Source organism: Flavobacterium riviphilum, assembly GCF_055231795.1.
In genome coordinates this window covers 17538-38788 of sequence record NZ_JBUYSY010000012.1, presented here as the reverse complement: position 1 = coordinate 38788, position 21251 = coordinate 17538, and the positions used below count along the sequence as shown (strand labels likewise).

Annotated in this window: 17 protein-coding genes and 1 pseudogene; 8 read left to right on the top strand and 10 right to left on the bottom strand. The window is 33.6% G+C overall.

Features of this window, described 5'->3' with window-relative positions; all coding sequences use genetic code 11:
* Window positions 1-20 precede the first annotated feature (20 nt).
* Window positions 21-1088 carry a tetratricopeptide repeat protein gene (locus tag ACZIX2_RS10840; protein ID WP_463340106.1) on the bottom strand — a complete coding sequence of 356 codons (1068 nt, stop codon included), beginning with the start codon at window positions 1086-1088 and terminating at the stop codon, window positions 21-23.
* Between the two features lie 448 nt (window positions 1089-1536).
* On the bottom strand, window positions 1537-2550 hold the full coding sequence (locus tag ACZIX2_RS10835; protein WP_463340105.1) for a tetratricopeptide repeat protein: 1014 nt from the start codon (window positions 2548-2550) through the stop codon (window positions 1537-1539).
* Window positions 2551-2858: 308 nt separating this feature from the next.
* On the opposite strand from ACZIX2_RS10835, the gene ACZIX2_RS10830 reads away from it, so the two are divergent.
* Complete coding sequence (locus ACZIX2_RS10830; protein WP_463340104.1) at window positions 2859-3746, top strand: carbon-nitrogen hydrolase; 888 nt, start codon at window positions 2859-2861, stop codon at window positions 3744-3746.
* 76 nt (window positions 3747-3822) lie between these two features.
* Here ACZIX2_RS10830 and ACZIX2_RS10825 read toward each other — a convergent pair whose 3' ends face one another.
* Complete coding sequence (locus ACZIX2_RS10825; protein WP_463340103.1) at window positions 3823-5352, bottom strand: choice-of-anchor I family protein; 1530 nt, start codon at window positions 5350-5352, stop codon at window positions 3823-3825.
* Between the two features lie 239 nt (window positions 5353-5591).
* Between ACZIX2_RS10825 and ACZIX2_RS10820 the strand changes: the two genes are divergently transcribed.
* Window positions 5592-6632: an agmatine deiminase family protein gene (locus tag ACZIX2_RS10820; protein ID WP_463340102.1), complete on the top strand. Its 1041-nt coding sequence runs from the start codon at window positions 5592-5594 to the stop codon at window positions 6630-6632.
* A gap of 194 nt (window positions 6633-6826) precedes the next feature.
* On the opposite strand, the gene ACZIX2_RS10815 is transcribed toward ACZIX2_RS10820, so the two are convergent.
* Both ACZIX2_RS10815 and ACZIX2_RS10810 read right to left on the bottom strand, forming a co-directional pair.
* The gene (locus ACZIX2_RS10815) at window positions 6827-7447 is read right to left on the bottom strand and encodes an L-threonylcarbamoyladenylate synthase (RefSeq protein ID WP_463340101.1); all 621 of its coding nucleotides are present in this window, start codon (window positions 7445-7447) and stop codon (window positions 6827-6829) included.
* A 66-nt stretch (window positions 7448-7513) separates the two neighbouring features.
* The gene (locus ACZIX2_RS10810) at window positions 7514-9844 is read right to left on the bottom strand and encodes an ATP-dependent helicase (RefSeq protein WP_463340100.1); all 2331 of its coding nucleotides are present in this window, start codon (window positions 9842-9844) and stop codon (window positions 7514-7516) included.
* A gap of 253 nt (window positions 9845-10097) precedes the next feature.
* On the opposite strand from ACZIX2_RS10810, the gene ACZIX2_RS10805 reads away from it, so the two are divergent.
* The gene (locus tag ACZIX2_RS10805; RefSeq protein ID WP_463340099.1) at window positions 10098-10562 is read left to right on the top strand and encodes a hypothetical protein; all 465 of its coding nucleotides are present in this window, start codon (window positions 10098-10100) and stop codon (window positions 10560-10562) included.
* Window positions 10563-10627: 65 nt separating this feature from the next.
* Here ACZIX2_RS10805 and ACZIX2_RS10800 read toward each other — a convergent pair whose 3' ends face one another.
* Window positions 10628-11395, bottom strand: a complete 768-nt coding sequence (locus tag ACZIX2_RS10800) for a sulfite exporter TauE/SafE family protein (protein ID WP_463340098.1) — start codon at window positions 11393-11395, stop codon at window positions 10628-10630.
* Between the two features lie 126 nt (window positions 11396-11521).
* On the opposite strand from ACZIX2_RS10800, the gene ACZIX2_RS10795 reads away from it, so the two are divergent.
* The gene (locus tag ACZIX2_RS10795) at window positions 11522-12043 is read left to right on the top strand and encodes a DUF7935 family protein (protein WP_463340097.1); all 522 of its coding nucleotides are present in this window, start codon (window positions 11522-11524) and stop codon (window positions 12041-12043) included.
* 24 nt (window positions 12044-12067) lie between these two features.
* On the opposite strand, the gene ACZIX2_RS10790 is transcribed toward ACZIX2_RS10795, so the two are convergent.
* Window positions 12068-14143: a M1 family metallopeptidase gene (locus ACZIX2_RS10790; RefSeq protein ID WP_463340096.1), complete on the bottom strand. Its 2076-nt coding sequence runs from the start codon at window positions 14141-14143 to the stop codon at window positions 12068-12070.
* 98 nt (window positions 14144-14241) lie between these two features.
* On the opposite strand from ACZIX2_RS10790, the gene ACZIX2_RS10785 reads away from it, so the two are divergent.
* Complete coding sequence (locus ACZIX2_RS10785) at window positions 14242-14979, top strand: Dph6-related ATP pyrophosphatase (RefSeq protein ID WP_463340095.1); 738 nt, start codon at window positions 14242-14244, stop codon at window positions 14977-14979.
* A gap of 12 nt (window positions 14980-14991) precedes the next feature.
* Here ACZIX2_RS10785 and ACZIX2_RS10780 read toward each other — a convergent pair.
* Window positions 14992-15640, bottom strand: a pseudogene (locus tag ACZIX2_RS10780) (DUF1349 domain-containing protein).
* Between the two features lie 318 nt (window positions 15641-15958).
* Here ACZIX2_RS10780 and ACZIX2_RS10775 point away from each other — a divergent pair.
* Window positions 15959-16582, top strand: a complete 624-nt coding sequence (locus ACZIX2_RS10775) for a response regulator transcription factor (protein WP_463340094.1) — start codon at window positions 15959-15961, stop codon at window positions 16580-16582.
* On the opposite strand, the gene ACZIX2_RS10770 is transcribed toward ACZIX2_RS10775, so the two are convergent.
* Window positions 16574-17131: a DUF1697 domain-containing protein gene (locus tag ACZIX2_RS10770; RefSeq protein ID WP_463340093.1), complete on the bottom strand. Its 558-nt coding sequence runs from the start codon at window positions 17129-17131 to the stop codon at window positions 16574-16576. The two genes, ACZIX2_RS10775 and ACZIX2_RS10770, sit on opposite strands and share 9 nt — an antisense overlap.
* A 10-nt stretch (window positions 17132-17141) precedes the next feature.
* The gene (locus ACZIX2_RS10765; RefSeq protein WP_463340092.1) at window positions 17142-17588 is read right to left on the bottom strand and encodes a NanQ anomerase/TabA/YiaL family protein; all 447 of its coding nucleotides are present in this window, start codon (window positions 17586-17588) and stop codon (window positions 17142-17144) included.
* A 161-nt stretch (window positions 17589-17749) separates the two neighbouring features.
* Between ACZIX2_RS10765 and recG the strand changes: the two genes are divergently transcribed.
* Together recG and ACZIX2_RS10755 are read left to right on the top strand one after the other, a co-directional pair.
* Window positions 17750-19858 carry an ATP-dependent DNA helicase RecG gene (gene recG / locus ACZIX2_RS10760; RefSeq protein WP_463340091.1) on the top strand — a complete coding sequence of 703 codons (2109 nt, stop codon included), beginning with the start codon at window positions 17750-17752 and terminating at the stop codon, window positions 19856-19858.
* A gap of 287 nt (window positions 19859-20145) precedes the next feature.
* Window positions 20146-21207, top strand: a complete 1062-nt coding sequence (locus ACZIX2_RS10755) for an efflux RND transporter periplasmic adaptor subunit (protein ID WP_463340090.1) — start codon at window positions 20146-20148, stop codon at window positions 21205-21207.
* Window positions 21208-21251: the final 44 nt, after the last annotated feature.

The window sequence follows — 21251 nt, the reverse complement described above, 5'->3', positions numbered from 1 at the left end:
TGAAGAATAAAATTCTATTCTTACCCTTTGGCTTTAAGAGCTTCATATTTGTCCATCATATCTTGAGAACGATACAAGTTTAATAATAATTTAGAAACATCTTTATTGTTGGGATCAATATTAATGGCTTTTTCTAAGTAAGAAATGGCTGATTTAACTATTTCTTCTTTTTTTGCATTTAAGGCATCATATTGTTTCATGTCTTCGTTGGATGTGCCTAAAAGAGACATTTTTCTAACAATTTCTTTTCGGATTTCCATTTTAACGTAGGCTATATCAAGATATGCTTCAACATTTTTTGGGTTTTCATCAATAATGGCTTTGTAATTCAATTCTGCATTTACAACATCCCCTTTTTCCCCATACAAATAAGCAAGATACTTAAATATTTCAGCTTTTTTGGAAGGAGCAACTTGGTTTCTTGGTTTTTCATGCGAGCCTTGTTTTACCCCTAAATCACGGTTTTGTGCCGTGGTGAAAATTTCTTCTTGCTTTGTTGTTTTATTGGTGGCGAAGTAATTTATTCCTTTTCCTGTGTACTTTAACTTTTTTAATAATTCAAAACTTTTAATAGCTTTATCGTATTCTTTTGAATTCAAATAATTAGAAGCTGAATTGTATAAATTGACAGTGTCTTTAGGGTCCATTTCGTATAAATATTGAAACTTATATGCAGCTTCGGAATATTTTTGAGTATTATTATCTGCGATTGCTTTAGATTCTAAATCGTGTTTCAATTGAATGATACTTTGTCGTGCAACAGCAGCATATTTTAAATTTCCAGCATCCACTTCTTGAAGAATTAATTCATTATAACAAGCCACAGCTGATGCCATATTTTTTGGGGCATCCATGTTTTTGTTGGCCAATTCGGTATGGGTCTTGGCTTTTGTAAAGTAATATTCTGATTTCTCTTCAATTTTGGCATTGGTAATTAAATACTCAATGTCGTTTAATATTTTCAAGGCCGCTTCTGCATTTTTATTTTGATTTAGTTCTATCTGAGCGTTTTTAATTTGCTCTTTTTGTGCGGTCCCTAAAAAAGAAATACTTAACAAAAGTAGGGTAAGAAAGTAATTTTTTTTCATGGTATTTATTGATTTGGTTAAATTGTATTCTTGGATAGTTTGTCTTTGTGTTAAATAAGTATTAAAATTTAATGCACAATATATAATTATAAATTGAAAAATCAATGAGCAAAAAGTTAAAATTTCACACATATTTGACTGTATTTATTGAGTTTTTTATCTAATATGATCAAATTTAATAACATATGTGTATTTTTGTTTTAATTGTTAAAATGTTAATTTAAATAAAAATAATCTTAAAAGATGCAAGGATGGATCTATAATGTTATTTACATAGTCAATCTTTATTTTATATATTATAACAGGTCTTTATTCTATTATTTCACGGAATGCAATTACTGAAATCACAGTATAAGCTAAACTTAATCTTAAAAAAAAATCCCTGCTTTATGCAGGGATTTTTGATCTATCTGTTGGATAGTTAGCTAGTTAAACTTATAAAAAAAAATTAAACTTTGACTTTTAGAGCTTCATATTTATCCATCATATCTTGTGAACGATAAAGGCTTAATAAAAGTTTAGCAGCATCTTTATTATTAGGATCGATTAGTATTGCTTTTTCTAAATAAGGAATAGTAGATTTGATAATTTCATTTTTTTTGTTGTTCAACTTGTCATATTCTTTCATTTCCTGATCGGTAGTACCTAGAAGCGACATGCTTTTTGCAATTTCTTTTCTTAATTCCATTTTAAAGGTGATGATATCAAGATATGCTTCAATATTTTTAGGATCTTCTTCAATATATGCTTTGTAATTATTTTCTGCGTTAATAAAATCTCCTTTTTCGACATATAAATAACCCAAATATTTCAAGATTTTCCCTTTTTTGGATAATCCAATTTTATTAATAGGTTTTTCATGTGTACCTTGTGTTATAGCTAAATCTCGATTTTTAATAGAATAGAAAGTTTCTTCAACTTTTGTAATTTTGTTTGTAGCGAAATAATTCATTCCCTTTCCTGTATATTTTAACTTCTTTAATTGCTCAAAGCTTTTTATGGCTTTTTCAAATTCTTTACTTTCTAGATAATTTGCTGCAGCATTATAAAGTTGGATTGTGTCTTTTGTATCCATTTCGTAGAGGTAGAAGAATTCATTTGCAGCTTCAGAATATTTTGAGGTGTTATTGTTTTTAATAGCCATGGATTCTAATGAATTTTTTAGATCAACAATTCCTTGACGAGCTGCGGCAGCATATTTTAAATTTCCAGCATCCACTTCTTGAAGAATTAATTCATTATAACAAGCCACAGCTGATGCCATATTTTTTGGAGCATCAACTTTTTTATTGGCGAGTTCAGTAAATACTTTTGCTTTGGTAAAGTAATATTCCGATTTATCTTCAATTTTTGCATTGGTAATTCGGTACTCTATTTCATTGAGTATTTTTAAAGCAGCTTCAAAATTTTTGTTTTGATTCAATTCAATTTGAGCATTTTTAATATCCTCTTTTTGAGCCATTCCTATCAAGGGAATCAAAATACAAAGTAGATTAATTAAGTAATTTTTTTCATGGTATTTAATATTTGAGTTAGTGTTAAATTTGGGAATTTCTAAAAAACAACACCTAAAATTATTAAATTATTAACATCTGTAAATTATAATTATAATTTTAAATTAACAAGGTAAAAAAAGTTAAAATCACATTTTTTTTGAATGAATTTAAGTAGGATATAATTAGTAGTTTGTTTAATTCTCTTACATTCGATCAGGATTCTTTTTCCTCTTTAAAAAAATGATTAATTTTGCGGTTCTAAAAACAAATTGTCATGCCGAATAAAAAATATAAAATAGCGGTTATTCAACTCAATCTTAATGATGTTGCTGAAAATAACTTAAAAAAATGTCTTAAATGGGTTCGAGAGGCTGCTGCAAAAGGAGCCGAAGTAATTTCTTTACCGGAATTGTATAGTAGCCATTATTTTTGTCAAAGTGAAGATGTGGATAATTTTGCGTTAGCAGAACCATTGTATAGTACTTCTTTTACGGCTTTTAGTGCATTGGCTAAAGAACTAGGAGTTGTTATTATAGTGCCATTTTTTGAAAAGCGTATGGCGGGTATATACCACAATAGTGCTTATATTATCGATACAGACGGTTCAGAAGCAGGATTGTATCGTAAAATGCACATTCCAGATGATCCTCATTTTTATGAAAAATTCTACTTTACTCCTGGAGATATTGGTTTTAAGGCCTTCCCTACTCAAAAAGGAAAAATAGGAACACTTATATGTTGGGATCAATGGTATCCTGAGGGAGCTCGTTTAACTGCCTTGCAAGGAGCAGAAGTACTGTTTTATCCGACAGCCATTGGATGGCATCCTTTAGAAAAAGAGCAATATGGTGTGAACCAACATGGGGCTTGGATGAATGTGATGAAAGGACATGCTGTAGCTAATGGTGTTTATGTTGCTGCTGCTAATCGAATTGGATTAGAACAATACATAGAAGGTACTGCGGGTATTGAATTTTGGGGATCTTCATTTATTGCAGGCCCTCAAGGGGAAATCTTGGCACAAGCTTCTCATGATAAAGAAGAAATTTTAATAGCCGAAGTTGATTTAGATTTACAAGAAAATGTGCGCCAAAATTGGCCATTTTTCAGAGATCGCCGAATTGATGCTTTTGGGGATATTACTAAAAGAGCAATTGACTAACACCAATTAAAATCTAAAAAAGTTGCTAAGATCATGGTTCTTAGCAACTTTTTTTTATGGAATATTTTTACTGCAGTTAATCCAAATAATCGGGTTGGTAAATCTTAACAGAGCCATCCCCTTCACTGCTTACAACTAATAAACTACGTTTGGTTGGACTTTTATCTGCCGGTATGAATAATAGTCCTTCAGGGGCGTCACCAGTTTTTAGGGTTTGTAGATACATTGGATAATTTGGATTGCTTATGTCGAATATCAGGATGGCATCGGCTCTTTCTAAGCCTACAAACAGAATTTTTTGTTCTCCCATAGTAGCAACATATACGGCTTCTGGTTCGGTACCTTTGTCGTCACTTCTATTATCATCATAAAGTCCCAATTCAAAGGCTTTTTTATCCAATTCGTTTTTACTATCATACACCAACTGACCTGTGTTTCCATTCCAAATGGAATAAGAACGCGTACCAAAACTCACTAATTCATCCAAATCGCCATCACCATCTGTATCGCCCATTTTGGTATTTATATTAAGTCTTCCCATACTGATATCAGCTTTAAGTGCTGCTGCATTGGGAAAAATTGTAGGATCTAAAATGACAGATGAATGATTAATTCTTCTAACATCTACAAAAGCACTATATTCACGAGCATCGCCTTCGTTTGCGGTTACAAGGTATGGAATTGAGTTGATCTCAAAATAACTAATCGCATCAGGTTGAAACATGCCTTTTAATTTCCAATTGGTAAAGGCCACAGTTCCGTCTTTATCACTTATGTCAATAGCATTAGAGGGTAAATTAAAATCTTTAAAACCTAAAGGGAAAATATTGGTGATTTTTTTGGACCCTAAATCAATCTTTGCAATTCCATTATTTTCTTGCAAAGTGACCCAGGCTGTTTTTGAGTCATTTGAAATGGTTATGTATTCAGGTTCTATGTCTGTGTTAAAAGCATTAGTTGGGCTAGCAATTCGAAAACCACTTGATTTTAAAGCAGTGAGTTGAGTGTTGAATCCGTCAAAATTAAGTGTGGTTACCGAATAGCCATTAGATACATCAATAATAGACACTGAGCCTTCAGGATCAAGAGTATAGGTGTCATTTGGCTCTCCTTCATTTGCGGTAATTATGTATTTCCAATTAGGAGAAAATGTAATCATATCTGGCAAGGCTCCTACTGATACTTCTTTCAGTAATAGGTAACTTGCAGTGTCAAATACAAGTACTTTACCATTGTCTTGTTTGTTTAATTTTGATTCTACGGCAACAGCTAATTTTCCATTGCTAACTGCTAAACTATTAGCTGCTCCATTGTATTTACTTAAATCTATACTTGAGAGTAGTATGGGTTGTGTTGGGTTCGATAGATCAATAACGTCAATTTTGTTGATAGAACTATTGTTTACCGTAAATAAACGTTTTGTTTTTTCATCATAAGCACTAATTTCAGCAGCACCAGTGCTTCCAATAGTGATAGCGCCAATTTCTTTGAAAGTGGCTGGATTTTCTAAGATCATTTCTTCGTCTGTACCTCCTGAGTTGCTCGTGTTTTCGCAGCTATACAGCATAAGTAATGCAAGAAGTATTAGTAAGTTGTTTTTAATCATTGGTATAAGATGTTTAGTTTTATTCAAAATTAATCGGCTATTACTTACTTATAATTATCAAAGTATTACTAAATCTTTAAACTAATCGATTGAAAATCTTAGTTACATATTCAAATGTTAATGAAACGTTTATAAAAGGTTTTCTTCTTGACAACCATTTTAGATAATGCATCATGTTACCCGATTTCTTTATCAGAGGAATGCTTATATTTGCAATGTTTTATTAATAACATTTATTTATGAATACGACTTCTAGACGATTTCCTGCAGAGTGGGAAAAACAACAAGGAATTTTATTGTGTTTTCCTCACAATGGAAAAGATTGGCCTGGAAAATTTGAAGCAATACAATGGGCATTTGTAGAATTTATTAAGAAAGTAGCAGCCTACGAAACTGTATTTTTGGTTGTGGCTGATGAAAAATTGAAAGAGAAAGTCACTGCATTGCTTGAAATGGCTACTGTGGATTTAGATAAAATTTCATTTATCGTATTCAAAACAAACAGAAGTTGGATGCGTGATTCCGGGCCGATTATCGTTAAAATGGGTGATCAATTGGAAGCTTTAAATTTTAATTTCAATGGTTGGGCAAAATATAAAAATATCAATTTAGACAAACAGGTACCAAAAAAGGTTGCCGAGCATTTGCAGTTGCCCTTAACACAAGTAATGTACAAAGGAAAACCCGTAATTGTGGAAGGCGGTGCTATTGATGTAAACGGGCGAGGTACCTTGTTAACGTCAGAAGAATGTTTGATGCATCCAAATATTCAAGTTAGAAATCAAGGTTTTACCAAAGAAGATTATGAAGCAGTTTTTAAAGAATATTTGGGAGTTACCAATGTGATTTGGCTGGGAGATGGCATAGAGGGAGATGATACCCACGGACATATTGATGATTTATGTCGTTTTGTAAACGAAGATACAATTGTTACTATTGTTGAAACCAATCCAGAAGACAATAATTTCAAACCTCTTCAAGATAATTTAAAGCGATTACAAAATGCGAAGTTAGAAAATGGAGCTACTCCAGTAATTGTAACCTTACCTATGCCGAAACGCATAGACTTTGATGGTTTGCGATTACCAGCTAGTTATGCTAATTTCTTGATTCTGAATAATTGTGTGTTAGTACCTACTTTTAATGATGCTAATGACAGAGTGGCTTTAAATATTCTATCGGAATGTTTTCCTGATCGCGAAGTTATCGGAATCAGTGCTATTGATTTCATTTGGGGATTTGGAACGCTACATTGCTTGAGCCAACAAATTCCATTTTAATACTATAGGTAAAAGAAAAAGCAGGCTTAAAGCCTGCTTTTGAGTTATTCTAATACTGTTTTAATAACCAATTAAATAGATCAAGAATAACTTGTATTGTTTGTGATTTTAATAGGAAAAAATCGGTTTATGTAATCAAATATAAATAAAAAATGTTAATATAAAAGTTTTTTTAAGCTTTCTTTGAGTGACTTTTATAAAATATCCAAACTTCCTTTTCCTTCTCTTACTACAATTGGTTCATAATCAGACAAATCGATTACTGTTGAGGCTAGATTGTCGCCATATCCGCCATCAATAACCACATCAACTAAATTTTGCCATTTTTCAAATATTAGTTCTGGATCAGTTGTGTATTCTATTACATCATCATCATCGTGTATAGAAGTAGATACTATAGGATTCCCCAGTTGTTTTACCAGTTCTAAAATAATAGAGTTGTCAGGAACTCTAATACCAACAGTTGTTTTCTTTTTAAATTCTTTGGGCAGATTGTTATTACCAGGTAAAATGAAAGTATAAGGACCTGGTAAGGCTCGCTTTAATATTTTGAAAGTGGCTGTGTCAATTTGCCGCACATAATCCGATAAATTACTTAAATCATGACAAATAAAAGACCAATTGGCTTTCTCTAACTTGATCCCTTTTATCTTGGCTATTTTTTCTAATGCTCTTGAATTGGTAATATCACAGCCTAACCCGTAAACGGTATCTGTAGGATAAATGACCAAGCCGCCGTTTTGAAGTACTTTGACTACTTTCGCTATGGCCGCCTCGCTGGGTTTGTCCTCGTATATTTTAATAAACTGTGCCATGATACAATAATTTTATGAAAAATGGTACTACTAATTTAGTGATAATCTATTACAAATACTTAATTATTAGCCAATGATTTCTAATTTGGCAAAACGCAATAAGAGTTTTTTAATACCTCCTACTTCAAATTGTATTTCTGCTTTCTTGTCTGCTCCAGCTCCTTCTAGGGCTAATACACGACCTTTGCCAAAACGTTCATGAAGGACAACATGATCAACTTGTAAACTGTTATCAAATAAATTTGAAGAGCCAGAAACTGTATTATTTCCAACAGGTTTCAGCTTTCTGATTGCTGATCCATTTTGAGGTCCCGATGCGCTTGATTTAGGCGGAACACTCGAAACGGGTTTGGATAACCTAAGTTTAGACTTGTCGATATCTCCAAAGATATCAGCATCAATTTGAGGCTTGTAACGATAACTGCTTTCTTGAACACTCAAGTATTCCAAGTATTGTGAGTCAATTTCTTCTATAAATCGTGAGGGTTCACTGTCGGTCAGTTTGCCCCAACGGTACCTAGATTGGGCATAAGTTAGATACGCTTGATGTTCAGCACGGGTTAAAGCCACGTAAAACAAACGACGTTCTTCTTCTAGCTCACTTCGAGTACTCATACTCATAGCACTAGGGAACAAATCTTCTTCCATACCAACAACAAATACATGTGGGAATTCTAGTCCTTTGGCCAGATGGATAGTCATTAAAGCAACGCGGTCTTCATCGCTAGTGTCTTTATCTAAATCTGTAGCCAAGGCAACATCTTCAAGAAATTCGGAAAGTGCACCTCGAGCACCGTCAATTTCTTTTTGCCCTTCAGTAAAGTCCTTGATACCGTTCAATAATTCTTCAATATTTTGAATTTTGGCCATTCCCTCTGGTGTGGCATCTTTTTTCAATTCTTGCACCAAACCTGTTTTTTTGGCCACATGATCGGTTATGTAAAAAGCATCCTGATTTTCATTGATAACCTGAAAGCTTTGAATCATAGTAACAAAGTCGGCAATTTTATTCTTGGTCCCCGAATTAAGTTTCAGGTCTATTTTGTCCACATTTTGCATCACTTCCCAAATAGAACGTTTGTAGTGATTAGCGGCAATAGTCAATTTTTCAACAGTGGTATCCCCTATTCCTCTTGCTGGGTAATTGATAACGCGTATTAAAGCCTCTTCATCTTTAGGGTTAATCACCAAGCGTAAGTAACCCAAAACGTCTTTAATTTCCTTACGTTGATAAAAGGACAATCCACCAAAAATACGATACGGAATATCTCGTTTTCTTAAAGCATCTTCCATAGCTCTAGATTGAGCATTGGTTCGATACAGGATGGCAAATGCGCCATTAGGTAATTGGTGTTGCATTTTTTGCTCAAAAATGGTACTAGCTACAAAACGTCCTTCTTCAGCATCGGTCAAACTGCGGTGCACTTTTATCTTAGGACCAGAATCATTGGCGGTCCAAACCACTTTGTCTAATTTGGTTTTATTCTTGTCTATAATGGTATTGGCGGCTTCTACTATGTTTCGGGTGGAGCGGTAGTTTTGTTCTAATCGGTAGGTTTGAACTCCCTCATAATCTTTTTGAAAATTCAAAATATTATTGATATTGGCTCCTCGAAACGCATATATACTTTGAGCATCATCACCAACTACACAAATGTTTTGAAAACGATCCGATAAGGCACGTACAATTAAATATTGTGAGTGATTGGTATCTTGGTACTCATCTACGAGTATATAACGGAATCGATCTTGATATTTGGCTAAGACTTCAGGAAAACGAGTTAATAACTCATTGGTTTTAAGTAACAAATCGTCAAAATCCATCGCACCTGCTTTAAAGCAGCGTTCTACATAAGCTTTGTAAATGTCACCTAATCTAGGTTTTTTAGACATGGCATCAGCCTCCATCAATTCAGGATTATTGAAATAGGCTTTTACTGTAATTAAACTATTCTTGTAATTCGAAATTCGTCCTAAAACTTGTTTGGGCTTATAAATATCCCGATCCAATTGCATTTCTTTGATGATGGCCGAAATTAATCGTGCGGAATCTTGAGAATCATAAATACTAAAATTGGAAGGATATCCCAAATGATGTGACTCGGCTCTTAAAATTCGAGCAAAAACGGAGTGAAAAGTACCCATCCAAAGGTTTTTCGCTTCACCAGATCCTACAATCTGTGCAATACGATTTTTCATCTCACGTGCTGCTTTGTTAGTAAAGGTCAAGGCCAATATATTAAAAGCATCTACACCTTGATGCATCAAATAAGCAATACGAATGGTTAAAACTCTTGTTTTTCCAGACCCAGCGCCAGCAATTATTATCATTGGGCCATCTTTTTGAAGTACGGGTAAACGTTGTGCTTCGTTGAGTTGATCGATATATTGATGCATGATTTTTTGAATTTTAGAACGACAAAAATAGGTATTTAGCAAGGAAAAGAAAAGGGAACCTAAAAAACAAATCCAACCCTCTTAAATTGATAGTATTCAAGAGGATATATTGGGGCTAACTCTAGATACTTTGATGAAAAAATAAAGCTTAACGATGTTATGAAATGCTTTTTCTTCATTCTATGTTTAGAAATTCCTATTTTTTTTGTAATTTAGTAAGAATATTGACAATAGGAACAAAAAAACAATAGCTATGAAAAAATTGAGTATACTGTCTATTATCGGACTCTGTATCGTTGCTGCAAGTTGCAAAAAAGAAGTAGAACCAACTGTTAAAACTGAAGAAAAACCAGTTGCTACTGCGTGTTATCAAGCCTTGTATGAACAAGATACAATTGATTTGAAAATTAACACCTTAAAAGATGGAAGTATTACGGGGTCAATGGTGATGAAAGTGTTTGATAGACCTGCGAGAGAAGGTGAAATTGAAGGTACATTCCACGGTGATACTTTATTAGTTGATTATTCCTTTAAAATGGTAACCAATGATAAAGTGACTTTTAAAAACCCTATGGCTTTACTCAAAAAAGGCGAAGAATTAGTCCTTGGAAATGGCGAGATAGAAACCTATTTGGGTAAATCATTTTTCAAGAAAGGTGTGCCTATTGATTATGAAAACGTAAAATATAAATTTAAAAAAACGGAATGTGATAAATAAGTTAATAAACAAGGAGATCAAAAGTCTCCTTTTTTTGTCTCAAATAAATAGTTAAGGTGACGGTATCACTTATAAAATACATCATAGCCAAAACGAATAAGTGTACCCACAACTACAATTAAAAAGAAAATACGAATAAAAGCATTGCCTTTGTTGATGGCTAGTTTGGCGCCTAACCAACCTCCAAAAGAATTACATACAGCCATTGGTAAAGCAATAGACCAAAGTATTTTTCCTTTCAACATAAATAAACAAATGGAACCAAAATTTGTGGCTAAGTTGACCATTTTAGCATGGGCAGAAGCATGTAAAAAATCAAATCCCATAATTGCTATAAAAGCTACTACCAAAAAGCTTCCGGTGCCTGGACCAATAAAACCATCATACATACCTATCACAAAACTAATGGTGATAGCGTTAACAATTTGTCGACTTGGAGATATGTTTTTTATGGAATGTTGCCCGAAATTTTTCTTTACATAGGTGTAAATTACCAACATAGAAAGTACAACAAGAAGTAATGGTTTCATAAAATCATTACTAACATAGGTTAATAAGGTGGAGCCTAGAAAAGCAGAAGGAAACGCCAATCCCATCATAATTCCTAATAATTTCCAATTTATATTTATTTTTTTGAGATATTGAAAGGCAGCAAATGAGGTACCGCTAAATGCGGGAACTTTTAACGTACCAATAACCGTAGCTACAGGTAAATTGGGCAGTAAAATCAAGCCTATGGGAGTTTGAATCAATCCGCCTCCTCCTACTATAGCATCGATAAATCCTGCTGCAAATGCAGCTAAACAGAGAAAAACAAGTAAGGAAATATCCATGGAAGCGTATAGATTAGGTGGTTTTGATCTTAGCAAAAATAGTTTGGGAATTTGGATTTAGCAATTTTATTAAAAGTGTTTCAAACGAAAAAAATGTATTTTTGCCCTCAATCAAAAAGAATACCTATGGATGCCTCAAAAATTATAGAATTAGCCAGTTATACTTTACCCGCTTTGATAACAGGAGTTGTAGCTTACCAATTTTTTAATTTACACACTCAAAACGAAAACAAACGACGAAGTTATTTGTTACATAAAGATGCTCAAAAAACAGCTTTGCCACTACGACTACAAGCTTACGAAAGAATGACCTTGTTCTTGGAGCGCATCAGTTTGAATCAATTGCTGCTTCGTATTTCTCCAATTTCAAATCAAAAAGCAGATTATGAGCAATTATTAATAGCTCATATCGAACAAGAATTTGAACACAATTTGACACAACAAATTTATATGTCAGATGATTGTTGGGCCATCATTTTAACCGCCAAAAATGCCACAATTCAAATGATCCGAATGGCTGCTAAAAAAGAAACAATTGAAGACGCCTTTCAAATGCGGGAATTGATTTTGAATGACTTATTGGATAAGTCCTCTCCTACTACCACTGCTTTGGGATATATCAAAGAAGAAGTAGGTCAATTATGGTAGTAATTCGCGAAGCAATTTCGTCTTTTACTTAGACTGTATTTCTGTCAGTAGACGGTTGAGTTGTTGTTGTTCAACTTCATTTAGCTTGGGTAATAGTTGCTCAAAAAGGGTTCTGTGAATAGGATTTTGAAGTAGTTTTCGAATTGTATCTCTACCATATTTGGTAAATTGCCACATATGATGCGTAGTTGCATTGACTAAATTTTTTACTACATCGGGTGTGATTATTTGAAATGCTACCAAGTATTCCAAAGCATTTTGACGGGTTGATGCTTCGTATTTTGGAGTGGAATAGGCAATTAATTCTTGGTATAGTAAATCGGGATTACTACTATAACTTGGCGTTTTTAACGCTAAGGCAAGCCATAAAATCCTTAAGTTGTAATCATTAAACCCTTTCCAATTTTGAGTTTGATCCAAATAACGAAAACGGTCATTAGGAAAATTTTGCCATAATTTAAACAAGGCAATCTCTTGTGTTTGATAGGAAGGTTCTTGTAACAACGTTTCATACTTATTCTGGAAAGAAGGAGGAATTATGGTAAACCATGAGGCGATGGTTTGACGAATGGAAGTGTCTGAAGTAGAAAATGCAGCGTCGATAATGTCTTTACAGTCTTCAAAGGCTACATTTCGAATCTGTTTGAGTAGACTTTCTTTTACTTTGAAATAGACATCGGATTGCATTAGTTTTAGTAAGGTGTCTTTCTTTTCACTAAAAGGTTGGAGTTTCAATTTGTCCAATTGCAACTGTATAGCTGTATTTTTATTTTTAATTAATAATGTATTGGCTTCTAAGGCATTAAAGCGGTAATCTTCAAGCCATACTTTAGTAAATGCTGTCGTATCAAAGTCGCTAACTTTTTCGATTTCTTCAAGAAAATCTTTGGTTGAAACTGTTTGAAAGGCATTGTTTTGTAAAAACTTCTTGACGGCTTTCTTAAATTGTGCATCACCCAGTTTTTCATGTAAAACAAACAAAGCCCAAGCCCCTTTTTGATAAAAAGTTAACGAACTTGCTTTTGGGTGCAGCAAAGGAATGGTATCGCTTCGAGAAGCAAATTTGAGTTCTTGTGCTTTATCGTATAAATAGCTGTAAAAGTAATCTGCTCCATACAATTCCTTTTCAGCCAAAAGCGCATAATATGTAGCAAAACCTTCTTGTAGCCAATGATGTTTGCTATTTTCTGCGGTAATTAAATTACCAAACCATTGATGTGCCAATTCATGGGCATTGACATTTATATAATTTCGATCGAAAAAACCAATGGAATCAACAACATACCGATTGGAAAAAGTAGTTGCTGTAGTATTTTCCATCCCAGCATACAAGAAATCACGAACGGGAACTTGTTTGTAAATACGCCATGGATACTTAACTCCAATTTCTTTTTCCAAAAAATCGAACATTCGTTTAGAATTTCTAAACGTAGGTTCAAACTTGGATGTATCATTGGTTTCTAGGTATAATTCAAGTGGGATTTTTGACTTTGAATACTCTATTTGCTTTTTATATTTTCCTATGGCCAACATTAATAAATAGGAACTCATGGGTTTGGTCATGGCATATTCCCATGTGGTGAAAGTATTGTTTTGTTTTTTTTCTTTTAAAATCCCATTGGATATAACGTCATACCCATTTTTGAATTGGATTTTAAGGTTAAAGATGACTTTTTCATTTACATCATCAAAACTTGGAAACCAGTGGCTGGTATATTTTCCCTGTCCTTGGGTCCAAATTTGCAAATTTGCATTCGCTTCTGATCCTATAAAGTAAAGGGCTTGTTTAGGACGAGCTTCATAGGAAAACTGAATTTTGTTATTTCCTTTTGAAAAAGGATGAATCAATACCAATTGCTTACCATTAGAAAAAGACGGAATAGGTTTTCCATTGAAAGTTACATCATAAAATTGCATAGATTGCGCATCAATTTTTATAGTATCAATGGGGTGAAGAATATCCACTACATAAGTCACGGTCCCAGATACACTTTTGTTTTCTGGAAAAACCTGTAGTTCAGCAGTAGCAGATTTAAAATCAACCGAATGGGATGGTTGCGCAAATACAAAAGCAGTTAAAAAAAGCAAAAAATATTTCATGTGGACCATTTTACTATAACTAGTAGCATTCAAAGTTACAAACCTTTGCTTTACGAATGGTGCTAAATTTGTATGTTTACAATCAAAATACCCATCATTTGAAATCAAAAGCTATATTTAATTGGAGTAGCGGCAAAGATTCGGCTCTTGCTTTATTCAAAACGCTACAAAATCCAGAGTTGGAAATCATAGGTTTATTAACTACGATAAGTAAACAATATCAAAGAGTATCGATGCATGGCTTGCGACTTGAGTTGCTAAGGAGACAAGCCCAAAGTATAGGACTGCCATTAGAGATTATAGAAATTCCAGAAATGCCAACCATGGAAGCCTATGAGAATGCAGTGACAACTAAATTAAAAGAATTACAAAACAGAGGCCTTACCCACTCTATTTTTGGTGATATTTTTTTAGAAGATTTACGTCTGTATAGAGAAAGTAAACTTTCCATTTTAAAGTTACAGGGTGTTTTTCCTTTATGGAAAATACCTACGAATGATTTAATTCATGAGTTTATCCACTTAGGTTTCAAAACTATTGTGGTTTGCGTAAACGAACAATATTTAGATCAAAGTTTTGTGGGTAGAGTAATCGATCATCAATTTATTGAAGATTTACCAGAGGATGTTGATGTTTGCGGGGAAAATGGCGAATTTCACACCTTTACTTTCGATGGCCCCATTTTTTCTAAGCCTATTGAATTTGAAATAGGCGATACAGTATATCGTAAATACGAAAGACCCGAAACAGAAAGTAGTACCTCTGATTCCTGTACTACTGCTGCTTCGGATCCTTATGAATATGGATTTTGGTATTGTGATTTGATACCAAAATAATATAGGAAAATTTTAATTTGAGTTGTTTTTAAGCCATTCTAGCTTTTTTTGATCTGGCAATTGTTTTACTTGAAAATTTTCGAAAGAAGCTTTAAAACCTTGGCCATCTGGAGAAGCCGCCATCAAACCTACTTGTACAGGAATATTATCTTGTAGCCAAGCCAATCGCATCAAGGTGTAGTTTTTATCGTCATAGGAATAAAAAAACTCTACAGCATCCAATCGTCTAACGGCTTTAATCCACAAGTAAGGCACTGCTTTTTCTAAAGTAATAACACTCCAATCGGATGTATTATGAGTTACAACAGTACTAATGTTGTTTTTCCCATCTACATACAATTCCGGCTTTGATGTAATGATTGTGATCAATACGCAGCATTATTCCGGCTTGATCAAATCGTGTTTGATAATTTCCTGATACTTTTACCTTAGTTTCAAATTCACCGCCATAAGTAGCATAATAGAATGGAGCGTCATCCACAGTAAAACCGTAGTGAGATTTTCTCCAATAATCACTTTGTGGTGTAACTTGCATCTGCAATGTGTTGTTTTTTATACTCCAAGAAGTAGGCTCATTAAACCATTGCATTTTTTCAAGTGTTTGTGCAAAAGAACCAAATGTTACCAATAGTGAAGCGAGAAACGTAGCTGTTTTTTTCATTTTTTGTTGGATTTTAATGTATGATAAATAAATGACCATTTTTAGATGGTGGAGAATAGGGTACTGTACTCAAAAAATTAATTTTTATTTAATATTTTTAAGGATCAATTACTCTCCAATATTTATAAGCAAAAATACAACAGCTTGAAAGAGTGGTAAATACTGATTAATAACCATTTTTAGCCTTGGAAAATAAAAAGAAAATAAGCAAAACATTTATTTCACAGGAGTTTAAGCCAGAACCTTTTTTTTTCTGAAAAACTTGACTATTACAAAAATGTAGCCAAGAAATATGCAGAAAATGAAAATGCGATAGCGGTGCTTAGTGATGTAAGATCAAACAAAAGTTATATATATTTCGGTAAATTTTATAATGAATTTCAAAGTGCTCAAACTGAAAACACGCAACATATCGATTCGATTTGGGAAGAGGAATTATTTCAACGGATTCATCCTGAAGATTTAAATGAAAAATTTATTCAAGAATTGCTTTTTTATCATCATATCAAAAAAATACCTAAAAAAAATCGATTTGATTATTACTTGATAAGCAAACTTAGTATGCAAAATAAATACAAGGAATACCTTCATGTGTTGCACAGAATGTTCTATTTCCCTGACTCTAAATCAAATTTGGTTTGGTTGTCCTTGTGTTTGTATAATCCTTTAGTGTTTGATTTTCCAGGGAATGAGTATGCTGTAAATTCAAAAAATGGGTTAAAAATCGAATTAAGCAGAAAAAAAGATACTAGTATCTTGACTAAAAGAGAAGTTGAAATTTTACAACTTATTGATAAAGGAATGATGAGCAAAACTATTGCAGAAATGCTGTCAATAAGTATCAACACGGTGAGCAGACATCGACAAGATATTTTAGAGAAACTTCAAGTAAAAAATTCGATTGAAGCCTGTAGAGTAGCTAAAGATTTAAAACTAATCTAAGGAAGTACGATTGTTAAAAATTTGTAACAATTGCGTCACAGTATTCCAATTACGAATGGTGGCGATAACATTTAATTTTTTTTCAATGTATTTTTGATCCAATCTAGTTTTTCCAGCGCCCACAGCATACTTGATATAAATTCTATTGGCGTCAATTTGCGCTTCATCGGGTTTGACTTGACTCATTTTTAAATCATTAATTCTTTCATTTTTTAATTCCATAGACAGAAAGGCTACGTATAGTTTTTTCTGGTCTACTTCTTTTACTTTAAGAAAGGGATTGTTTGCAAAACAAGCTTCTAAATCACTTTTCCCAATGACAACTACAGGAACTTCAAGGCCTAAAGTTTTAAAAATGGCTTGTTTAATGGTAAACCCTACGGCTGCAGGGTTTACTTCCTCGGTGTCTACAAAAACATTTCCGGATTGAATATAGGTTTGAACGTTTTTAAAACCAATGGCTTCTAAAGTGGATTGTAATACTTCCATTTTAATCATATTATGCCCCGAGACATTTATTCCACGTAATAAAACCAAATGCGTTTTCATTTGTATTGCGTTAGATTTTTACTTTTACCACTACTTTTTTTACTTTAGAAACTTTGTCTGCTTTGACACAAGGTCGATGCAAATCTTCCGGAAAGAACAAAGTAAACATCCCTTCTTCTACTCTAAAATAAGAAGTGTCTCCTTGGTACAAAGTATAATCCTTTTCAAGATTTTCTTCCACTATTTCTTGATTGGTCAAGGGGGTATATCCCATAAGTTCCACGCCACTGATAACATATTGTATGTCGATGTACTTTTGATGTCCTTCAAGTACACATTCGGCTATTTCTTTGGTGTCGTATTCTTGTACTATGGCAAAAACTTTGTCTTTATGAATTTCATAGGTACCTGCTTCAAGTGTTTTCAAATCGGTAGAAACAAGATATTTGAAGCCTTTTGCTAATCTTTTTGTCAATTGACTGTATAATTTATAATTTTCTAATTTATCGATGACCATTTTTCAAAATTTATTTTTTCCAAATATATCCTAAATTAAAGGAATATCCTAAAGAAGTGATTTCCGATTTTCGAAACATTCTAGTATCTTCGCAAAACCCATAACCAAGAAACTGAAAACTGATAACCGACAACTCACAACTCACAACTGATAACTGAATAATGTCCAATAATCTCCTAGAAACTTCCATAGAATATTTAAAAGGCGTTGGTCCAGCTCGTGGCAGCTTGCTACGTAAAGAATTGGGTATTCATAAGTATGGAGATTTGGTTAATTTTTATCCAAATCGATACATTGATCGAACACGTTATTATAAAATTAATGAACTGCAAGGAGTTGCTGCCGAAGTACAAATTGTGGGAAAGATTATTCATATCAAAACGGTTGAATATGGTAAAAACCAAAAACGTTTGGTGGCAACTTTTGTTGACGAAACCGGACAGTTAGATCTTACTTGGTTTCAAGGGCATAAATGGATTAAAGAGTCTTTACAACTCAATGTGCTAATGGTAATTTTTGGTAAGTGTACATCCTACGGAAACCAATATAGTATGGCGCATCCTGAAATGGAATTGCTCTCGGAGCATCAACAAAGTTTGCGTTCGGCCATGCAACCCGTTTATCCTTCTACTGAAACCTTGAACAATAGAGGTATTAGTAACAGGGTTATAAATAAAATGATGCAACAATTGTTTTTAGAAACGCAAGCATTATTTTCTGAAACACTACCACCTTATTTATTGGATGAACTCAAACTCATTCCAAAAAATGCAGCTTTATTCAATATCCATTTTCCCAAAAGTGCCGATATATTAGCCAAAGCACAATTCAGACTCAAGTTTGAAGAATTGTTCTACATTCAATTGCAATTGATAACTAAAAACTTGATTCGCAAACATAAAATTAAGGGACATGCCTTTACAACTGTGGGTAAATTTTTTAATGATTTTTACCAAAACCATCTACCCTTTGATTTGACCAATGCACAAAAAAGGGTGATTAAGGAAATCCGAACAGATATGGGTAGTAATGCGCAAATGAACCGTTTGTTGCAGGGTGATGTTGGTTCTGGTAAAACAATTGTGGCTTTCATGAGCATGTTGTTAGCCTTGGATAATGGGTTTCAAGCCTGTTTAATGGCACCTACAGAAATTTTGGCTAATCAACATTTTTTGGGATTGTCAGAATTTGCAAACACCTTAAATATCAATATCAAGATACTAACGGGTTCAACTAAAACAGCTGAACGAAGAATTATTCATGAGGAATTAGAAAATGGACAATTACAAATCATAATTGGTACTCATGCCCTACTCGAAGATAAAGTGAAATTTCAAAATCTAGGTTTGGCCATAATTGATGAACAACATCGTTTTGGAGTAGAACAACGTTCAAAATTATGGAAAAAGAATAGCATCCCTCCTCACGTTTTAGTGATGACGGCTACTCCAATTCCAAGAACTTTAGCGATGAGTTTGTATGGCGATTTGGATGTTTCGGTTATCGATGAATTACCCCCAGGAAGAAAACCCATTCAAACCGTACATCGTTACGATGCAAATAGACTCAAAGTATGGAAATTTATTCGAGATGAAATTGCTTTAGGCCGTCAAATATATATCGTTTATCCTCTAATTCAAGAATCCGAAAAAATGGATTTTAAAGATTTGATGGACGGTTATGAAAGTATTTCTCGCGATTTTCCTTTACCTCAATATTCGATTTCAATTGTACACGGAAAAATGAAACCGGCCGAAAAGGAAGCCGAAATGAAACGTTTTGTAGAGGGAAAAACCAACATTATGGTGGCAACGACTGTCATAGAAGTTGGGGTGAATGTACCCAATGCAAGCGTTATGATTATTGAAAGCGCTGAGCGATTTGGTTTATCTCAGCTCCATCAATTGCGGGGACGTGTAGGTCGAGGGGCTGATCAGAGTTATTGTATTTTAATGACTTCTTATAAATTGACAGCGGATAGCAAAACTCGTATGGAAACGATGGTGAAAAGCAATGACGGTTTCGAAATTGCCGAAGTGGATTTGAAACTCCGCGGCCCTGGTGACATAATGGGCACTCAGCAAAGTGGCGTGTTAAATTTACAAATTGCCGACTTGGTTAAAGACAAAGACATATTGGTAGTGGCTAGAAATTGTGCTTTCAAAGTTTTGAAGGATGATCCTGCTATGGAAAAGCCTCAAAATGCTATCCTTAGAGCAGTATATATGGAATTGAGCAAAAGAAAAAACATTTGGAACTACATAAGTTAAGGTTGTGGTTCTTTCTCGCTTTTATAGAAGGATACTTTAAGGAGGAAAAATGTTTTTTAACAATAGTATTATCAATAGAAAAAATCTATCTCAAGTTGTTTCGTATTTCTCATTAATTTTTAACTTTTGCTGTCATTTTTTCTAAAGGAAAGGTTTTTTTGATGATATTTTTATTTAGAATGTTAAATATAATTTCATAACATATCTTTCTTACAAAACCATTATTTTTGTTATTTATACCTAAAATTCATTGGTTGTTCTAGACCATCAAATCAATAAACCCAAATATGAAACCAAAAAATCTTATTTTAACTTTATTTGCTATTGCATTAAGTGGTGGTATTGTTTATCGTATCGTTTCTAATTCTCAAAAAAATGGGGAATCGAAAGACAAAGGCGGAAAAGATAAACCTACAAAAGTGAGTGGTATGATAGTACAATCTCAAGCATTTGATAACAAATTGTCGCTCTCAGGAACAATAGAAGCCAACGAACAGGTTGAAATTAGAAGTGAAGTTTCAGGTACAGTTACCTCCATTTTGTTTGATGAAGGAAGTACGGTAAAAAAAGGCCAAGTTTTGTTTAAGGTTAATGACTTAGAATTAAAAGCACAATTATTGCAAGCCTCCACTAAAGAAAATTTGGCTGCTGAAAATGCGAGAAGAGCTAAGTTATTACTTCAAAAAGAAGCCATAAGTCAAGAAGAATTTGATGTTGCCAAAGCAGAGCATCAATCTACACAAGCTCAAGTTCAATTAATCAAAGCACAAATTGCCAAAACTACAGTAAGAGCTCCTTTTTCGGGTAAAATTGGTTTACGTTCTATTTCTCCGGGAACCTATATTACTCCTACTACCTTAGTGGCGAATTTAGTAAATGTTGAAAAATTAAAAATAACCTTTTCAATTCCTGAAAAATACGCTTCCCAAATTCAGTTGAATACCTGGATTACTTTTTCTGTTTCTGGTTCTGCTCAAAAATATACTGCCAAAGTTTACGCCATTGAACCCGGAATAGCCACAGCAACCCGAACCTTGCAAGTAAGAGCTCTAGCGGATAATAAAGAAGGAAAACTTTTTCCTGGGACATTTGCTAATGTAGAATTAGCATTAGAACATATGAAGGATGCCATTTTAGTGCCCTCTGAAGCCATAATTCCTGTACAAAACGGTAAGAAAGTTTTTGTTGCATCCAATGGAATGGCCAAAGAAGTAAAAGTTGAAACCGCTACGAGAACAGCTACATCTATTGTAGTACTTTCGGGTTTACAAGTTGGAGATACGTTACTTACTACAGGAGTCATGTCGCTAAAAGACGAATCGCCTATTATGGTAAAAATCATCAAATAACGCTTCTTAGAATGAAAATTCTTTTTTGTACAATCTATTAATTT

What these genes read in the sequence shown, in the direction of transcription:
- ACZIX2_RS10840 (WP_463340106.1), bottom strand. Translation starts at nt 1,088, where the DNA reads ATGAAAAAAAATTACTTTCTTACCCTACTTTTGTTAAGTATTTCTTTT.
- ACZIX2_RS10835 (WP_463340105.1), bottom strand. Translation starts at nt 2,550, where the DNA reads ATGGCTCAAAAAGAGGATATTAAAAATGCTCAAATTGAATTGAATCAA.
- ACZIX2_RS10830 (WP_463340104.1), top strand. Translation starts at nt 2,859, where the DNA reads ATGCCGAATAAAAAATATAAAATAGCGGTTATTCAACTCAATCTTAAT.
- ACZIX2_RS10825 (WP_463340103.1), bottom strand. Translation starts at nt 5,352, where the DNA reads ATGATTAAAAACAACTTACTAATACTTCTTGCATTACTTATGCTGTAT.
- ACZIX2_RS10820 (WP_463340102.1), top strand. Translation starts at nt 5,592, where the DNA reads ATGAATACGACTTCTAGACGATTTCCTGCAGAGTGGGAAAAACAACAA.
- ACZIX2_RS10815 (WP_463340101.1), bottom strand. Translation starts at nt 7,447, where the DNA reads ATGGCACAGTTTATTAAAATATACGAGGACAAACCCAGCGAGGCGGCC.
- ACZIX2_RS10810 (WP_463340100.1), bottom strand. Translation starts at nt 9,844, where the DNA reads ATGCATCAATATATCGATCAACTCAACGAAGCACAACGTTTACCCGTA.
- ACZIX2_RS10805 (WP_463340099.1), top strand. Translation starts at nt 10,098, where the DNA reads ATGAAAAAATTGAGTATACTGTCTATTATCGGACTCTGTATCGTTGCT.
- ACZIX2_RS10800 (WP_463340098.1), bottom strand. Translation starts at nt 11,395, where the DNA reads ATGGATATTTCCTTACTTGTTTTTCTCTGTTTAGCTGCATTTGCAGCA.
- ACZIX2_RS10795 (WP_463340097.1), top strand. Translation starts at nt 11,522, where the DNA reads ATGGATGCCTCAAAAATTATAGAATTAGCCAGTTATACTTTACCCGCT.
- ACZIX2_RS10790 (WP_463340096.1), bottom strand. Translation starts at nt 14,143, where the DNA reads ATGAAATATTTTTTGCTTTTTTTAACTGCTTTTGTATTTGCGCAACCA.
- ACZIX2_RS10770 (WP_463340093.1), bottom strand. Translation starts at nt 17,131, where the DNA reads ATGAAAACGCATTTGGTTTTATTACGTGGAATAAATGTCTCGGGGCAT.
- ACZIX2_RS10765 (WP_463340092.1), bottom strand. Translation starts at nt 17,588, where the DNA reads ATGGTCATCGATAAATTAGAAAATTATAAATTATACAGTCAATTGACA.
- recG (WP_463340091.1), top strand. Translation starts at nt 17,750, where the DNA reads ATGTCCAATAATCTCCTAGAAACTTCCATAGAATATTTAAAAGGCGTT.
- ACZIX2_RS10755 (WP_463340090.1), top strand. Translation starts at nt 20,146, where the DNA reads ATGAAACCAAAAAATCTTATTTTAACTTTATTTGCTATTGCATTAAGT.